Genomic DNA, 15,514 nt, shown 5'->3' with positions numbered 1-15,514 from the left:
CATTGGTGAAATCGGTTGACCGCACCGCTGTCTCGTTCGCCGCGGTGCCTCGCGGGTTCAGGAGTAGACGACCGCCCGTTCGCGGATCAGGTCCCATGCGCTGACGTCCAGTTCGGCGAAGACGAGCAGCTCGTCGACCGACTGGAAGGGGAGCGGGTGCTGGTGACGGGCGCGTTCGATCTGCTCGGCGGCGCGGTCGTCGAGTCCGCAGCACTGCGCGATGACCGACGGTGGGGCGGTGTTGATGTCGACTAGGCCGCCGTCGTCGTACTGCCGTGGCAGGTCCGGTCGGCCGATGCGGAGGTCCCGCGCGAGTGCGGGGTCGCGTGCGACGAGCGCGCGGGCCTCCTCTCGCCTGGTCCGCAGGGCCAGTGCCGCGGTGACGGCGGGGTCGGCGGCCCAGGGTTGCGGTGGCTGCGAGGGCGGTCGGACGGGGTGGGGGAGGCCGTAGACGTCGCGCCGGATGCCGCTGAGCTGGATGCAGGCGGCGACCATGATCGCGATGGCGCCGAGGGCGCCGATCGTGCTGCGCGCGTCCGCGGGCGATGCCGCGGACTCGCCCTGCGAGGACGGCATGATGAGTACCAGCGCGATGGAGGCCGCGGCGTAGAGCGCGGTCGATCGCCAGAGCGCCGGCTTCCGCAGGTGGTGGGCGGCGTGGGCGAAGGGCACGGCGGCGAGGATGCCGGCGCTCGCGATCACCGCGACGAAGTACCACCTGCCGCGCGCGAGTCGGGAGAGGTTCATGGTGGACCTTTCGGTGTGGACGAGGTCCCTGCCCATGGCATATCGCCGAAAGCGTCCCCGGGGTTTCACCGGGTGTGCGGTTATTCGTGTGACCGTCGGTGAGCGAATTGGCACTTTCTGTCGGCCGGTGCGGAAGGTCGCGGGTTCGCGGTGGTCTTCGCGGCCTTTTCAGGGGTTGCGGCGCCCGGTCGCGCCGGGAGTGGTGTTCGTTCAGGTCTCCACGCGTTTGCCGAACCTGCCGAGGTCCAGGCCCCACGGTTCGCTGTCGGCCGGGTCATTCGCCCTGCCGGTGTGGTGGTAGGCGTACCAGTCGTCCTCGATGGGGGTCAGCACGAGGCCTTCGTCGTCCCAGTGGTCGCCGGGATCGCGGCCCGGGCACCACACCAGTCCTGCCGCGACCGCGGTGGCGGGGTCGCGCGTCCCCATCGTCGTGCACCCGTTCCACCTGCTCAGGGATTCGAACGAGAACGGGCCGGCCGACCACGGCGGGGACGTCGGGGCTGCCGCGGCCAGGCGTTCCAGGGCCGGTCGGTGCAGGGTGAACGCCAGTCGGCCGATCGTGTCGCCCGACGCCACCGCCCAGTTGGCCGCGAAGACGGCCGGCACCACGAGCAGTGGCCACGGGGATCGCGGGGGTGGCTGCCTCGCGACGTGCCGTGCGCTCGCCGCCCAGGCCACGCCCACCGCGAACCAGGCGACGAACGCGGCAGACAGCGTCAAGTAGTAGCCACCGGGCGCGCTCACCCCCGCGAACAGCAGGTACGCCGGCAGCACCGCCGCGACCACCGGCCACCACACCAGGCCCCGCTTCGACATCGCCGCCCCCTCGGTCGTAGCTGAGGACGCACGGCGGGGACGGTGGTTGTCGAGAGGGTGCTACTGGTCGGTAACTTATTGTCGGCGTATCGGGAATCGCATACGGGCCGGCAACGTCGCATCGCCTTGACTCGTCGGCATGGCCCACGGTGAAACGGCACGAACGGCCACGGGGATCACGGTTTACGGGTGCGGCCCGGACGAGGCCGTCCTGTTCCGCGAGGTGGCGCCTCGGTTCGGCGTCACGCCGACCATCACGGCGGAAGCGCTGTCCGAAGCCAACGTCGGCCTGGCGGCGGGGAACCGGTGCGTCAGCGTCGGGCACCGGAACCGGATCGCGAATGCCACGCTGGCCGCGCTCCGGCGAGTCGGTGTCCGGTACCTCTCCACGCGCAGCGTCGGGTACGACCACGTGGACGTGGAGTACGCGAAGGGCACCGGCCTCGTGGTCGGGAACACCGCTTATTCGCCCGACAGCGTGGCCGACTACGCGGTGATGCTCATGTTGATGGCCGTGCGGAACGTGAAATCCGTCCTCCGCCGCGCGGACGCCCACGACTACCGGTTGCCCGACGTGCCCGGCAGGGAACTGCGCGACCTGACCGTCGGGGTGATCGGGACGGGTCGCATCGGCGCCGCGGTCATCGACCGGTTGTGGGGGTTCGGCTGTCAGGCGTTGGCCTACGACGTGCGGCCCAGGACCTCCGCCGACTACGTGCCCCTCGACGAGTTGTTGCAGCTGAGCGACATCGTCACGTTGCACGTGCCGCTCGACGCGAGCACCCGCCACCTGCTCGACCGGCGCCGCATCGGGCGGCTGAAGCGCGGCGCGGTCGTGGTCAACACCGGGCGCGGCGCGCTGGTCGACACCGAGGCCCTCGTCGCGGCACTGGAGAGCGGTGCGCTGGGCGGTGCGGCCTTGGACGTCGTCGAAGGGGAAGAGGGGATATTTTACGCCGATTGCCGGGAGAAGCCCGTCGCGAGCGCGTCGTTGCTGCGGCTCCAACAACTGCCGAACGCGCTCGTCAGCCCGCACACGGCCTATTACACGGACCGCGCCCTGCGCGACACCGTGGAGAACTCCATCGTCAACTGCCTGAAATTCGAGAGCGGGAACGAGCATGTCCAGGGTTAAGGTCGGGATCCTTTTCGGGGGCTGTTCCGAGGAACACCACGTCTCCGTCAAGTCCGCGCGGGAGATCGCGAGGAACCTCGACGTCGGGAAGTACGAGCCTTTCTACATCGGCATCACCGCGAGCGGCGCCTGGAGGCTGTGCGACGGCCCCGGCCCGGGGTGGGAGGGCAGCGGTCGCCCGGCCGTGCTGTCGCCGGACCGGGACGTGCGCGGGCTGCTGGTCCTGGAGCGGGGCCGGTACGAGGCGGTCGGCCTGGACGTGGTGCTGCCCGTCCTGCACGGCACGCTCGGCGAGGACGGGGCGGTGCAAGGCTTGTTGGAACTCTCCGGCATCCCTTACGCCGGCTGCGACGTCCAGACCTCCGCCCTGTGCATGGACAAGTCCCTCGCCTACCTCGTCGCCCGGAGCGAGGGGATCGCGACGCCGGACTTCCGGATCGTCGCGGCCGACGAGGAGCCCGACGCCGACGGGCTCGCCTTCCCCGTCTTCGTGAAGCCGGCCCGGTCGGGGTCGTCCTTCGGCGTCGGCAAGGTGTCCCGCCCGGAGGAGCTGCCGGACGCGGTGCGGGCCGCGCGGCGGTACGACTCGAAGGTCCTGGTGGAGGAGGCCGTCGTCGGCAGCGAGGTCGGGTGCGCCGTCCTCGGGAACGGGCCGGACCTGGTCGTGGGCGAGGTGGACCGGATCGCGCTCTCCCACGGGTTCTTCCGGATCCACCAGGAGGACGAGCCCGAGAGCGGCTCCGAGAACTCGACGCCGGTCGTGCCCGCCGACATCCCGGCGGAGGCGCGCGCGCTCGTCCGGGAGACGGCGAAGGCCGTGTACCGCGCCCTCGGGTGCCGGGGGCTGTCGCGGGTGGACCTGTTCCTGAAGGAGGACGGGACGGTGGTCCTCAACGAGGTCAACACCCTGCCCGGCATGACCTCGTACAGCCGTTACCCCAGGATGATGGCCGCCGCGGGCCTGACCCTCGCGGACGTGGTCGACCGGGTCGTGTCCTCGGCGCTGGCGGGAGGGTCGCGGTGAGGGAGGGCTTCGCCTTCGTCGACGAGCTCGTGCCCGGCGTCCGCTGGGACGCCAAGTACGCCACCTGGGACAACTTCACCGGCACACCCGTGGACGGGTACCTGGTGAACCGGATCGTCGGCACGACCGCGTTGTGCGCGGCCCTGGCGGAGGCGCGCGACGAGGCCGCGTCCCTCGGCTTCGGCCTGCTCCTGTGGGACGGGTACCGCCCGCGGCGCGCCGTGGAGCACTTCCTGCGCTGGGCGGCGCGGCCGGAGGACGGCCGCACGAAGCGGCGGCACTACCCGAACATCGACCGGGCCGGCATGTTCGAGGCGGGGTACGTGGCCGCGAGGTCGGGGCACAGCCGGGGCAGCACCGTCGACCTGACCCTCTACGACCTGGCCACCGGCGAACTCGTCCCCATGGGCGGCGGCCACGACCTGATGGACCCCGTCTCGCACCACGGGGCGCGGGGGATCACGGCGGTCGAGGCGGAGAACCGCCGGTACCTCCGCTCCGTCATGGAGGACTGCGGTTTCGCCCCGTACGACCACGAGTGGTGGCACTACACGCTGGAGGACGAGCCCTACCCGGACACGTACTTCGACTTCCCCGTCACGTGGCCGGCAGCCGCACCGTGACGCGGAGGCCCCCGTCGGCCCGCGGGGTGAGGGCGAGGGTCCCGCCGTGCGCCCGGGCGATGCTCTTGACGATCGCCAGGCCCAGGCCCACGCCCGCGTGGTCGCCGCGCACGCGTTCGGTGCCGCGCTGGAACGGCTCGACGAGCGTGGACACCAGCCGGGGGGAGAGCTTCGGGCCGGTGTTCTCGACGGTGAGCACCGCGGTCCCGGGACCGGCGTCGGTGGCGACCCGCACGGCTCCTCCCTCGGGCAGGTTGTGGACGATCGCGTTGTGCACCAGGTTCGTGGTCAGCTGCAGCAGGAGCGCGTACGAGCCGGTGGTGGCGGCCGGGTCGCCGGAGGTCTCGACGGTGACGCCGTGCTTCTCCGCGAGCGGGAGGAGCGTCTCACCCGCCTCCTCCGCCACCAGGGACAGGTCGACGTGGTCCCGGGTGAAGGACCGCTGGTTGGCGCGGCTGAGCAGGAGCAGCGCCTCGGTGAGGTCGATCGCCCGGGTGTTGACCAGGTGGAGGCGTTCGACGAGCTCCCCGGCGTCGCGGTCGGGGTCCTCGCGGGCCACGTCGAGCAGGGTCCGCGTGATGGCCAGGGGCGTGCGCAGCTCGTGGGAGGCGTTGGCCGCGAACCGCCGCTGCTCGGCGTCGTGCGCCTCGAGCCGCGCGAGCATGGCGTCGAAGGCGTCGGCGAGCTCGCGGAACTCGTCCTGGCGGCCTTCCAGCTGGATCCGGTGGGAGAGCGACCCGTTCGCGGCCAGGCGGGTCGCGTTGGTGATGCGCGTCAGGGGCGCGAGCACGCTGCCGGCGAGGACCCACCCGCCCAGCAGGCTGAACCCCAGCAGGAACACCAGCACCGCGGCCGCCTTCGGGACGAAGGCCCGCACCAGGTCGGCGCGGTCGGGCACGATCATCGGGCCGGGCTCCGACGGCGACCGCGGCGGCCCCGTGTAGATCGTCTCGGGCACGTAGCGCAGCAGGAACGCCCACACGACCGCGAGCAGCAGGACACCCGCCACCATGAGGAGCCCCGCGTAGCTGAGGGTGAGCTTGGCGCGGACGCTCAGCCCGGGTTCCCTAGCCACGCCCGCCCCGGTCGTCGGTCTCGATGCGGTAGCCGACGCCCGGGACGGTGGCGATGACCCGGGGTTCGCCGAGCCGCTTGCGCAGGGCCGAGACCGTGATGCGCACGGCGTTGGTGAACGGGTCGGCGTTCTCGTCCCACGCCCGCTCCAGCAGCTCCTCGGCGCTGACCACCCCGCCCTCGGCGGCGACGAGGACCTCGAGCACGGCGAACTGCTTCCTGGTCAGCGCGACGTAGCGGCCGTCGCGGTAGACCTCGCGGCGGAACGGGTCCAGCCGCAGACCCGCGATCTCCCGCACGGGCGGCCTGTTGTGCGCGCGCCTGCGGTCCAGCGCCCGGAGCCTGAGCACGAGCTCCCGCAGCGCGAACGGCTTGGTGAGGTAGTCGTCGGCGCCCAGCTCGAACCCGGTGGCCTTGTCGTCGAGGCGGTCGGCGGCGGTGAGCATGAGGATCGGGGTGCCGCTGCCGGAGGCGACGATGCGCCGGGCGACCTCGTCACCGGAGGGCCCGGGGATGTCGCGGTCCAGGACGGCGATGTCGTAGGCGTTGACGGCGAGCAGTTCCAGGGCGGTGTCGCCGTCACCGGCGAGGTCGGCGGCGATCGCCTCCAGGCGCAGCCCGTCGCGGATCGCCTCCGCCAGGTACGGCTCGTCCTCGACGACCAGCACACGCATGTCCCGATGCTACGAGCCGGGGCATATTGCCGGCATATCGAAAACCGCATACGCGTCGGCAACGCCGCGCCGCCTTGACTCGCGGCATGCCTTACAGCGAATCGGCCGTCCGGCGCGCCCTCGGCGCGGAACGGGGCGCCGTCCCCCGGCCCGTGACGGTCTTCGACGAGGTCCCGGCCGTGGTCAACCTCGATCCCGCCCTGCTCGGCGCCCTGCGCCGGGCCGCCGCCGACGCCGCGGGCGACGGGGTCGAGTTCCTCGTCAACGGCGGTTGGCGGTCCCCGGAATACCAGGAGGAGCTGTTCCGCGAGGCGGTCGTGAAATACGGTTCGGAAAAGGCGGCCGCGCGCTGGGTGGCCACCGCGGGCACTTCGGCGCACGTGTCGGGAAAAGCGGTCGACATCGGTCCGCCCGCGGCCAGGGCGTGGTTGTCGGAGAACGGCGCCCGGTACGGGTTGTGCCAGATCTACCGCAACGAGCCCTGGCACTACGAGCTGCGCCCCGAAGCCGTCCGCGGCGGCTGCCCGCCCCTGTACGCCGACCCCTCGCACGACCCGAGGACGCGGCGGTGACCGGAGCGGCGGGATGAGACCCGAAAGTGTGATCCGAACCGGACGGCGCATGGCGGGTCCTCCGGGCGGTACCCGTGGCGTCTTGGACAACCCGGCTCGAAGGAGACGACGTGGACACCGTGAAACGCCTCGTGGCGGTCCTCGTTCTCGGCACGGCCCTCGTCGGGGCGCCGGCGGCGTCGGCATCCGCCGACGATGCCGCGGCACGCGCCACGACCGCCGTGACGGCCCAGGACGACAACAACGACGACGACGGCAGCAGCGGCAACTGGGGCCTGCTGGGCCTCCTCGGCCTGCTGGGCCTGGCGGGCCTGGCGGGGCGCAAGAGGCCCCACGTCACCGATCGCAACGTCGCGGGGCGGTGACGCGAGCGGGACGGGGAGCCCACCGTGCGCTTCGGCAACACCCGGGTCGAGTTCCTGGGCGGACGCGGGGGGTGCCTGACCATGCTGGTGGTCTCGGTGGTGCTGTCGGTCCTGCTCACCGTGCTGCTGAACCTGGTGCTGTGACGCCGGTCCGCTCACGGTCCCCTGTGGACCAGTGAGCCGAGGTCGGTGTGGGTGCCCGGTGGCGGCGGGCAGGGGAAGACCAGCGGGCCGGCGGCGGCCTGCCACCCGGTCAGCTCGTCGACCAGGCCCCGGTCCTGGCGGCGGGCGATCACCCGGCTCAGGGCCATCGCGGCCGCCGCCACCGCCACCGCGAGCAGGACGAGGACCGCAGCGGCCACGCGCAGACGGGTGGCGGCCCCGGGCGGGCCGTCGTGGAGGGCGACGGCGGTGACCGCGAAGGCGGTGACGGCCAGGACGAGGGTGGTGGCCGGGACGACGGTCGAGCACCGGCCCGTCCCGACCCACTCGCGCCACGGGCTGTCGCGGCGGGCCAGGAGGAACAGCCTCACCTCGGCCAGGTCCAGGTAGACCTGCCTCGCCTGGTCCCGGTGCAGCCTGGTGGGCACGCCCGTGCGGTGGGGGTCGGTGTCGAGGTGCTCCAGCAGGCGCACCATCGCGCGGCGGATCTCGTGCGGTTCCAGGGACGGCGGCGGCGGCCACTCGCGGTCCACGTCGAGCTTGCGGCGGACCAGCCGCTCGATGGAGTAGGCAGCGCAGACCACCACCACCGAGATGACCGCGAACGTCCACCTTTGGTCGTTCGCCAGGACGTGGACCGCGACGTTGAGCACCGCCACGCCGCCCAGGCCCGCGACCAGCCACGTCTTGCCCAGGTACTGGCCGTACGGCAGGACCCCGACGCGCCTCTCCAGGCCGGTGGTCCACCCCAGGGCCAGCAGCTGGAGCGACGTGACGACCGCCAGGCCGACCAGGAGCAGGAGGGCGATCACGGCGGACGACGCGAACGCGAGCCAGTCGCCCGCCGCCAGGGCGAGCACCGTCGGCGGCACGAGGCCCAGGAACACCAGCCACGCCAGGGTCATCCACGAGGTGGGCGCCCGGGGCGGGGCGTAGGGCCGGTCCGGTTGGGGCGGCGCCACCCACTGCTCCAACCGGCGCACCAGGCGCTCCAGGTCGTCGGGGAGGTCGGAGGCCCGCAGGCGGGCCGTCTGGCGCGTCGCCAGCTCGCCGATGCGCTCCGGCAGCTCCTCCCGGGACGGCGGCCGGGCGTCGTCGACCAGGACCGGCACCACGGCCTTGCCCTCGGCCAGCGCGAACGCGATCTCGTCCAGCACCCAGTCCGGGTCGCGGGTGCCGAACTCGCCGACCCAGCCGTCGTGGACGACGACCACCAGGACGTCGCACTCGCGCAGGCGGTCCCGCAGCTCGTCCGGGTACCGGGTGCCGCCCCGGAGGTGGTGGTCGACGAACACCCGGCCCGGACCGAAGTGGGTGGTCAGGCGGTGCGCCAGCGCGCTGACCGCGACCGCGTGGGGCCCGTGCCGGTAGTTGACGAATACGTTGCTCACACCGCTCCCCGCCTCTTACGCCGCGAACAGCCACAGCAGCGGCGCCGCCGGGTCGTCGTCGACGACGTCGCCGCGCTCCGCCACCTCGACCGCGTCCTGGTAGCTCACGGCGAAGTAGGACACCTCGCCGAAGTGGTTGTCCAGCGACGCCATCAGGTCCCGCCGGCCCATCGCGGCGAGCCAGTCACCGGCCGCACTGCGCGGCCAGGTCGTTCCTCCCGTTCGCCAGCAGCACCGGGCCCGCGTAGTGGCTGTGGAACGCCGGGTCCGGCCCGTCCTCCGACTCGGGCGGCGGCTCGATGCCCAGGTGCGCGACCGGGCCCCGCGGCGCGAACCCGGCGACGGCGGCGGTGACGTACTCGACCAGGGCGAAGAAGAACGCGACGCAGGCGACCACCACCAGGATCGCGCCCATCGCCGGCGGTCCCACCCCGCACAGCAGGACCAGCAGGAACAACACGCCTAACGGGTGCACGTCACACCTCGCCGCGCCGGCGGAACAGCGAGAGCAGGCCGCGCCGCTCGTGCATCGTCCGCCAGTGCTGCCACCACCTCGCCCAGCCACCCTTCGGCGGCGGCACGTCGGTCCCGTGGGCGGTCACCTGGAGCGCGCCGCCCACCTGGTCCAGGAACCTGCCCCGGCGCCGGCGCAGGGCGTCGGGCAGGGTCTCCCGGACCAGCAGGTCGTGGGTGTGCGGCCGGTCCAGCCCTCGCCAGGCGACGACCGCCGCGGCGACCCGGTGCGGCGGCGCGTCGGCCAGGTCGGCGCGCACCGCCTCCCGGTAGGCGGGCAGGAACACCCGCGAGTGCTCGTCGAGCGCCCGGGCCAGCAGGTCGCGGTGCAGCGCGGGGTCGGCCCGGAGCACGAACGACGCCGCCGCGCCCACCAGTCGGGCGCCGACCGCCTCGGGCAGGGACCCGGCGGCGGCGAGGGCGGACAGGAGCACCCGCTCGCTGCCCCGGCCCGGCACCGAGCGGCGGAGGTCGGAGATCTTCCTGGCCGCGTCGAGCGAGGCGTGGTCGTGCCGCCCCAGCAGGGCCGCCAGGGGGGAGCGCAGCAGCTCGTCGGCCAGCCTGCCGTCCTTCGCGGTCGACTCGTCCGCGCCCGCCCGGTCGAGCGCCCGCGCCACGATCCGCGCGGTCAGGCCGCTGTCCACGAGGACCTGCGGGCGCACCTGCCTGACCAGCCGGACCGCGTCCTCGACCGACGGGTCCCCCGGCCACAGGACGGGCCCGAACAGCCGCCAGTCGACGTGCATCGCGCGCGTGCCGTCGAACATCACCCCCACCGGGTCCAGTTCGCCGTTCCGGGCGAGCACCAGGTCGGCGAGCAGCCGGATCCGGTCGGTGCCCCGGCCTGCCAGCAGGCGCGCCACCTCAGGCGGCGTCGTGGTCGCCAGCCGGGCGATCTCGCGCGGGTTGGCGAGCCTGCGCTCCAGCACCCGGATCAGCGCGTCGACCAGCGCGCGGTGCCCCGCCAGCCTGGTCAGCGCGGGGTGCGGCGACGAGGCGGCCAGCGCGGGGACCACGACGTGCTCCGCGACGTCCTCCAGGTCGGCCGCCGACAGCTCCGGCAGCCACAGCTGCCCGCCGCTGCTCAGCGCGGCGATGAAGTAGGCGCCGAACAGCTCCGCGGGCACCGCCTCGCGCCGGTCGCGGGCCGCGCGCAGCACCTCCGACCACCCGGTCACGTCCACCGGCCCGCCGCCGTCGCGCACCTGGTCCGAGAGCCGCGCCCAGGCCGCCGCAGGCAGGCGCCCGGTCAACCGCTCCACGGCCGTCCGCGCGGCGGCGAGCAGCAGCTCCTGGTCCGCCGGGTCGCGCACCGGCAGGTCGAACACCAGCTCCAGCAGCACCGCGAAGACCTCCAGGTCCGCCGCTGCCAGGGCGGGGCGCGCCTCGCCCGCCAGGCGCAGCGCGGTGGGCACCTCGCCGCGCTCCCACAGCTGGGCGGCGGCCGACGCGTACCGCGTCCCGTGCGGATCCGGCGGCGGTTCCGAGGTCAGGTCGATGGCGGTGAAGTCGCCGTAGGCGGGCAGCGGCACGTCCGGCGTCGTGCAGCTGACCAGCGCGGTCGACTCCTCAGGCCGGGCCGTGTAGGTGGTGAACGAGACCGCCAGGCCCAGCGGGTGCGGCAGGGACCGGCAGGTCGCGGCCACCCACAGCGCCGCGGTCCGGTCGTCCGGCACCACCAGCACCAGCCTGCCCCGCCCGGCCACCAGCGCCCGCTGCGTCGCGCCGAGCACGCGCTCCAACCCGGCGGTGCGGCCGGCCGCGAACCGCAGGGTGTTCTCCGGGCCCGCCTCGTCCCCGGGCACGAGCGAGGCCAACTCCGGCAGCTCGCCGCTCGTCACGCTGCCTGCCACGCCGCCGCTCACCCAGGCGGGGCTGCGCCACAGGTCGATCGGCAGCAGCCCTTCCAGCTCGCGCTCGACGTCGTCGAACAGCAGGGCGTGGGCGAAGTGGTCGCCCGTCCGGTCGGCAGCGCCCGCGTACCGGCTGTGGACCACCACCCCGGCGCGCCCGACCGGCAGGAAGCCGAAGTTGACCGGGAACCCGTTCGGGGCCGCGACGCCCGGCAGGCCGAGCAAGGCCGGGCCGGGTTCGTACGCGCCGGCCCGGATCGCCAGCTCCACCAGTCGTGGTGGCGTGCCGGGGGTCATCGCGCCGACCCGGACGCCCCGCGGACCGTCCCCGTTCGAGGCGCAGTGCAGTTGCCGGACCGCCATCACTCCTCCTCGCCACCGGGGCGCCGACCGGCGGTCCCCCCGGGTCGGTCGCCGTTCGGTCGTGGGACGCCCGAGTCCGCGACCTCCCGGCGCAGCGCGGCCACCTCGCCCGGCACGGCATCCGCCATCCGGGCCCGCCGCCAGCGCTGCGACCGGTAGGCCGCCTCCGCCGTCGCCCAGCACAGCGCCGCCGCCGCGACCGGGCCCGCCGCCGCCCAGACCGGCGCCGACCAGTGCGTCCCGCCGTTCAGCCGGTAGAGCACCGCCGCCGCGACGGCCGCGCCCGAGGTGGCGCCGAAGAACAGCGCGTGGGCCAGGACCGGCGCGGGCGGTGCGGACCGCAGCCACGTGGCGCGGTCGCGGTCGGCCAGCTCCCGCAGCCGGGCGGCGGTGACCTCGACCTGGTCCAGCGCGTAGTGGGCCTGGTCGCGCCGGAGCCGGTTCAGGGCGGGGCCGTGCGCCTCCAAGTGCCGCCGCACGTCGTGCAGCGCGCCGCGGACGCTCGTGGGGTCGACCTCCAGCCCGGGGCGGGGCCACTCCCGGTCGGCGCGGAACCGGCGCAGCCACGGCACGCCGACACCGAGCACGACCACCACGACCACCGCCACCAGCAGCATCCGCAGCTGCGGCGCCAGGACCGGCACGGACAGCAGGACGAACACGGCCAGCGCGGCGAACACCAGGCTGGTGATCACGTCGACCTTCACGTCGCGCGGCAGCAGCGCGGACTCGTGGTCCAGGCCGTCGAGGAAACCCCGCGCCAGGTAGGCGAGCCAGGTGATCAGGACCGGCACGACCAGCAGCACCACCCCGGCGATGGCCAGCGCGGCCAGCCACGTGGCCCGCGCGACCGCGTCCGGCACGAGGGCGGTGGTCGCCGCGACCGGGGTCAGCGCGCCCAGCAGCCACGCCAGGGCCGGGCCCAGGGGACCGCGCGGTGCGGGGACGCGCGGCTCCACGCGCTCGGGCAGCGCCACGGGCGACAGGTGCGCCTCGACCTCCTGCACGAACAACCGCAGGTCCCGCTCCCAGTGCCCGAAGTCGAGGCGGCGGACCTGCTTGAACGCGAACGGCCTGATGTCCGCGGGCAGCGCGTCCGGGTCCGGCAGGGTCGCCTGGTCGAGCACCAGCGGCAGGACGTGCTTGCCCTCCACCAGCGCGGTCCTGATCTCCTGGTGGACCCAGTCGAGACCGCCGGCGCGGTCGGCCAGGTCGCGCGCCCAGCCCCGGTGCACCACGGCGACCAGCAGCGCGCTGTCCCGGAGGCGGTCGCGCAGCACGTCGGGGTAGTGCTCGCCCGCGTGGATGCCGGTGTCGAGGAAGACGCGGTCCCGGCCGAAGTGGTGGCGCAGCCGCTCGGCGACGGCCTCGACCACCTGCGCGTGCGGCAGCCGGTCGAACCCGTCGCCCACCCGGCGGTTCTGCCGGTAGTTGACGAAGATCAGCTCGCCGGGCGGGCGGGTCGCTTCGGTCATGCCCCGCATTGTCGTGGGCGGGGGAAGCCCGCCACAGCCCCGGAAGGCGGCGGCTCACCGCTCCAGCAGCCCCGATTCCCAGGCCCAGGCGGCGATCTCGACCCGGTTGCGGGCGTGCAGCTTCGCCTGCACGCTCGCCAGGTGCGTCTTGACCGTGCCGACGGTGACGTGCAGGGCGTGCGCCACCTCGGCGTTCGTGCGGCCGCGCGCCACCAGCAGCACCACGTCCAGCTCGCGCGGCGACAGGGGCACCTCGCGGGGCGCGGGGCGGTGGCCCGCCAGCTCGCGCAGCATCCGCACGGTGATCGCCGGGCTCACCAGGGCCTCGCCCGAGGCGGCCGCCCGGATCGCCTCGACCAGCAGGGTCGCGCCGGAGGTCTTGAGCACGAAACCGCACGCCCCGTCGCGCAGGGCGTCGCGCACGTGCTCGTCGTCGTCGAAGGTGGTGACCACGACGACCTTCGGGCCGTGGATCTGCCGCAGCGCCGCCAGGCCGTCCAGGCGGGGCATGCGGATGTCCATCAGCACCACGTCCGGGGCCAGGTCCCGCGCCAGCGCCACGGCCTCCACGCCGTCGACCGCCTCGCCGACCACCTCGATGTCCGGCTGCGCGGACAGGATCATGCGGAAGCCGGTGCGGACCATGGCCTGGTCGTCGGCGAGCAGCACGGTGATCGTCATCGTGCCGCCGTCCCCGGCGCCGCGGTGCCGGGTGCTGCGGTGCCGGGCGTCGCGGTCTCGGGTGCTGTGGTGCCGGGTGCCGCTGTCTCCGGTGCCGCTGTCCCGGGCGCCGCGCTCTCCGCTGCTGCGGCGCCGGGCGTCGCGGTCTCGGGTGCTGTGTCCCCGCGTGCCGCTGTCCCGGGCGCCGCCGTCCCGACCGGCAGGCGCGCCTCGACCGTCCAGCCGCGCCGGGTCGGGCCGGCGGACAGGTCGCCGCCCGCGGCGGTGACGCGTTCGCGCAGGCCCCGCAGGCCGAACCCGGTCCGGTGGTCCGGCGCCGGGCGGCCGTCGTCGGTGACGCGGACCTCCAGGTGGGCGCCGGCGCGGCGGACCGCGACGTCGACGGCGGTCGCGCCGTGGGCGTGCCTGCGCGCGTTGGTCAGCGCCTCCATCACCACGCGGTAGGCCGCGGTGGAGGACAGCGGGGCGACGTCGGTGAACGGGCCCCGCAGGTCGAGGGCGCCGGGCAGGCCCGAGGTGCGGCGGAAGCGCTCCACGAGCGTCGGGACCTCGGCGACCCCGGGGGCTTCGTCGGCCCCGTCGGTGTCGTTGTCGGGGGCGCGCAGCAGGCCGACCACGCGGCGCATGGCGTCGACCGCCTCGGTCCCGGCGCGCTCGATCTCCCGGAGCGCGGGGAGCACGAGGTCGGGGCGGGTGCCGGCGACCGCCGCGGCGCCCTGCGCCTGGACGACCATGCCGGTGACGTGGTGGGCGACGAAGTCGTGCAGGTCGCGGGCGAACTCGGCGCGCTGTGCGGCCCGGGCCCGCTCCGCCTGCCGGGTGCGGGCGGCGGCGGTCAGGCGCGCCGCCAGGCCGGCGGTCACGACCACCGCCACGCCCAGCGACAGCACGAGCACGCCGACGATCGGCCGCAGGTCGCCGAGATCGCCGCGCAGGGGCTGGACCAGCACCGACGCCGTGAGGGTCGGCACCGCGAACACCGTCCCGCGCGGTTCGCCGCGCCACGCCAGCAGGCCGAGGACGCCGAGCATGGCGGCGGTCGCGGAGAGCGTGAAGGGCAGCTCGACCGTCCGGTCGTCCCGGGTGACCCACCACGTGACCACCGCGCCGAGCGCCTGCGCGGCGGCGATCCAGGCCACCCAGCGCGAGCCGGGCCACGCGGCGCACAGCGCGACCGCCGACGTCGCCACCGCCCACGTCAGGCGGGTCCAGTCGGGGCCGGTGAACTCGCCCAGCCACAGGTCGACCAGGCCGAGGCCGGCGAGCGCGCACGCGGCGACAAGCCAGGCGAACGCCGCTCGGGGGGAGAACCGCACGCCGCCCAGGGTAGGCACCGGGCCGCCGTCACCGGATCCCTCGGGAGGGGGTCTGCCGAAAGGAGGAGGCGGACGCGGAAGACCCGTCCCCGGAGAGAGGTGCCGGAGGCATCCGGCACCGCACGCTGATGTCGAGTCCAAGGAGGTCGGCCATGTGGGATGACGTGGGTTACGCGGGTGTCGGGATCGAGTCGTGGCACGTCCTCGTGCCCGTGCTCGCGGTGTGGTTCGCGGTGCTGCTGGTGCGCGCCGCGCGCGGCAGACCGGGGTGGACCGGGCCGCACCTGGTGACGAGGGCGGTGGTCGCGCTGTACGTCGCGGGCGTCGCGCACTTCACGCTGTTCCCGATCGACGTGCAGCGCGGCCCGTACGCGAACGGGGCGCCGTGGTGGTCGCAGGTCAACCCGGTGCCGCTGCTGACCGCCGACGCGCCGTCGTTCGCGCTCAACGTGGTGATGCTGGTGCCGTTCGGCGTGCTGCTGCCGCTGGTGGCCGCGCGGGCCGTGAGCGCGGGGCGGGCGGCGGTGGCGTCGCTGGCGTTCAGCGGGGCGATCGAGGTGGCGCAGCTGCTGGTCTACGTCGTCGCGGGCAGCGGGCGCAGCGTCGACGTCAACGACCTCCTCGCGAACACCCTGGGCGGCGTGCTCGGGTACCTGCTGGTCAGATCGCTGCCCGCGCTGCACCGCACCGCGCTGCCCGGTTCGTCGCTCGCCTGAGCTCCGGGCAGCGC

General features: G+C 74.4%; 17 protein-coding genes. 6 read left to right on the top strand and 11 right to left on the bottom strand.

Going from position 1 to position 15,514, the window contains the following annotated elements:
* Positions 1-57: 57 nt before the first annotated feature.
* Both ACFV4N_RS02540 and ACFV4N_RS02535 read right to left on the bottom strand, forming a co-directional pair.
* The gene (locus ACFV4N_RS02540) at positions 58-747 is read right to left on the bottom strand and encodes a helix-hairpin-helix domain-containing protein (protein ID WP_499670726.1); all 690 of its coding nucleotides are present in this window, start codon (positions 745-747) and stop codon (positions 58-60) included.
* Between the two features lie 210 nt (positions 748-957).
* A complete protein-coding gene (locus ACFV4N_RS02535; protein ID WP_499670725.1) occupies positions 958-1,563 on the bottom strand; it encodes a hypothetical protein in 606 nt (201 codons plus the stop codon).
* Between the two features lie 139 nt (positions 1,564-1,702).
* On the opposite strand from ACFV4N_RS02535, the gene ACFV4N_RS02530 reads away from it, so the two are divergent.
* The 3 genes from ACFV4N_RS02530 to vanX are packed head-to-tail and all read left to right on the top strand — an operon-like array spanning position 1,703 to position 4,345.
* Positions 1,703-2,698 carry a D-isomer specific 2-hydroxyacid dehydrogenase family protein gene (locus tag ACFV4N_RS02530; RefSeq protein ID WP_499670724.1) on the top strand — a complete coding sequence of 332 codons (996 nt, stop codon included), beginning with the start codon at positions 1,703-1,705 and terminating at the stop codon, positions 2,696-2,698.
* Positions 2,685-3,722: a D-alanine--(R)-lactate ligase gene (gene vanA, locus ACFV4N_RS02525; RefSeq protein WP_499670723.1), complete on the top strand. Its 1,038-nt coding sequence runs from the start codon at positions 2,685-2,687 to the stop codon at positions 3,720-3,722. The genes ACFV4N_RS02530 and vanA overlap by 14 nt, the downstream gene beginning before the upstream one ends.
* Positions 3,719-4,345 (top strand): D-Ala-D-Ala dipeptidase VanX, encoded by a 627-nt coding sequence (gene vanX / locus ACFV4N_RS02520; protein ID WP_499670722.1) that lies wholly within the window; start codon positions 3,719-3,721, stop codon positions 4,343-4,345. The genes vanA and vanX overlap by 4 nt, the downstream gene beginning before the upstream one ends.
* On the opposite strand, the gene ACFV4N_RS02515 is transcribed toward vanX, so the two are convergent.
* Positions 4,320-5,420 (bottom strand): sensor histidine kinase, encoded by a 1,101-nt coding sequence (locus tag ACFV4N_RS02515; RefSeq protein ID WP_499670721.1) that lies wholly within the window; start codon positions 5,418-5,420, stop codon positions 4,320-4,322. The two genes, vanX and ACFV4N_RS02515, sit on opposite strands and share 26 nt — an antisense overlap.
* Complete coding sequence (locus ACFV4N_RS02510; protein WP_499670720.1) at positions 5,413-6,093, bottom strand: response regulator transcription factor; 681 nt, start codon at positions 6,091-6,093, stop codon at positions 5,413-5,415. The genes ACFV4N_RS02515 and ACFV4N_RS02510 overlap by 8 nt, the downstream gene beginning before the upstream one ends.
* A gap of 86 nt (positions 6,094-6,179) precedes the next feature.
* Here ACFV4N_RS02510 and ACFV4N_RS02505 point away from each other — a divergent pair, with 86 nt between their 5' ends.
* Positions 6,180-6,665: a M15 family metallopeptidase gene (locus ACFV4N_RS02505; RefSeq protein ID WP_499670719.1), complete on the top strand. Its 486-nt coding sequence runs from the start codon at positions 6,180-6,182 to the stop codon at positions 6,663-6,665.
* Positions 6,666-6,775: 110 nt separating this feature from the next.
* A complete protein-coding gene (locus ACFV4N_RS02500; RefSeq protein WP_499670718.1) occupies positions 6,776-7,030 on the top strand; it encodes a WGxxGxxG family protein in 255 nt (84 codons plus the stop codon).
* A 155-nt stretch (positions 7,031-7,185) separates the two neighbouring features.
* Here the strand turns inward: ACFV4N_RS02500 and ACFV4N_RS02495 are convergent, their stop codons facing one another.
* The 7 genes from ACFV4N_RS02495 to ACFV4N_RS02465 are packed head-to-tail and all read right to left on the bottom strand — an operon-like array spanning position 7,186 to position 14,784.
* A complete protein-coding gene (locus tag ACFV4N_RS02495; RefSeq protein WP_499670717.1) occupies positions 7,186-8,583 on the bottom strand; it encodes a toll/interleukin-1 receptor domain-containing protein in 1,398 nt (465 codons plus the stop codon).
* Between the two features lie 15 nt (positions 8,584-8,598).
* The gene (locus tag ACFV4N_RS02490; RefSeq protein ID WP_499670716.1) at positions 8,599-8,754 is read right to left on the bottom strand and encodes a hypothetical protein; all 156 of its coding nucleotides are present in this window, start codon (positions 8,752-8,754) and stop codon (positions 8,599-8,601) included.
* Positions 8,755-8,767: 13 nt separating this feature from the next.
* The gene (locus ACFV4N_RS02485; protein WP_499670715.1) at positions 8,768-9,058 is read right to left on the bottom strand and encodes a hypothetical protein; all 291 of its coding nucleotides are present in this window, start codon (positions 9,056-9,058) and stop codon (positions 8,768-8,770) included.
* Position 9,059: 1 nt separating this feature from the next.
* A complete protein-coding gene (locus ACFV4N_RS02480; RefSeq protein ID WP_499670714.1) occupies positions 9,060-11,312 on the bottom strand; it encodes a GTPase-associated protein 1-related protein in 2,253 nt (750 codons plus the stop codon).
* Positions 11,312-12,787, bottom strand: coding sequence for a TIR domain-containing protein (locus tag ACFV4N_RS02475; RefSeq protein WP_499670713.1), 1,476 nt, complete (start codon positions 12,785-12,787; stop codon positions 11,312-11,314). The genes ACFV4N_RS02480 and ACFV4N_RS02475 overlap by 1 nt, the downstream gene beginning before the upstream one ends.
* 54 nt (positions 12,788-12,841) lie before the next feature.
* Positions 12,842-13,468 (bottom strand): response regulator transcription factor, encoded by a 627-nt coding sequence (locus ACFV4N_RS02470; protein WP_499670712.1) that lies wholly within the window; start codon positions 13,466-13,468, stop codon positions 12,842-12,844.
* Positions 13,465-14,784: a sensor histidine kinase gene (locus ACFV4N_RS02465; RefSeq protein ID WP_499670711.1), complete on the bottom strand. Its 1,320-nt coding sequence runs from the start codon at positions 14,782-14,784 to the stop codon at positions 13,465-13,467. The genes ACFV4N_RS02470 and ACFV4N_RS02465 overlap by 4 nt, the downstream gene beginning before the upstream one ends.
* A 152-nt stretch (positions 14,785-14,936) precedes the next feature.
* Here ACFV4N_RS02465 and ACFV4N_RS02460 point away from each other — a divergent pair, with 152 nt between their 5' ends.
* Positions 14,937-15,500, top strand: a complete 564-nt coding sequence (locus tag ACFV4N_RS02460) for a VanZ family protein (protein ID WP_499670710.1) — start codon at positions 14,937-14,939, stop codon at positions 15,498-15,500.
* Positions 15,501-15,514: the final 14 nt, after the last annotated feature.

This window comes from Actinosynnema sp. NPDC059797 (assembly GCF_042732085.1).
Lineage (GTDB): Bacteria > Actinomycetota > Actinomycetes > Mycobacteriales > Pseudonocardiaceae > Actinosynnema.
The sequence above is the reverse complement of the archived record's forward strand: the minus strand, read 5'-3'. Positions and strand labels throughout refer to the sequence as shown.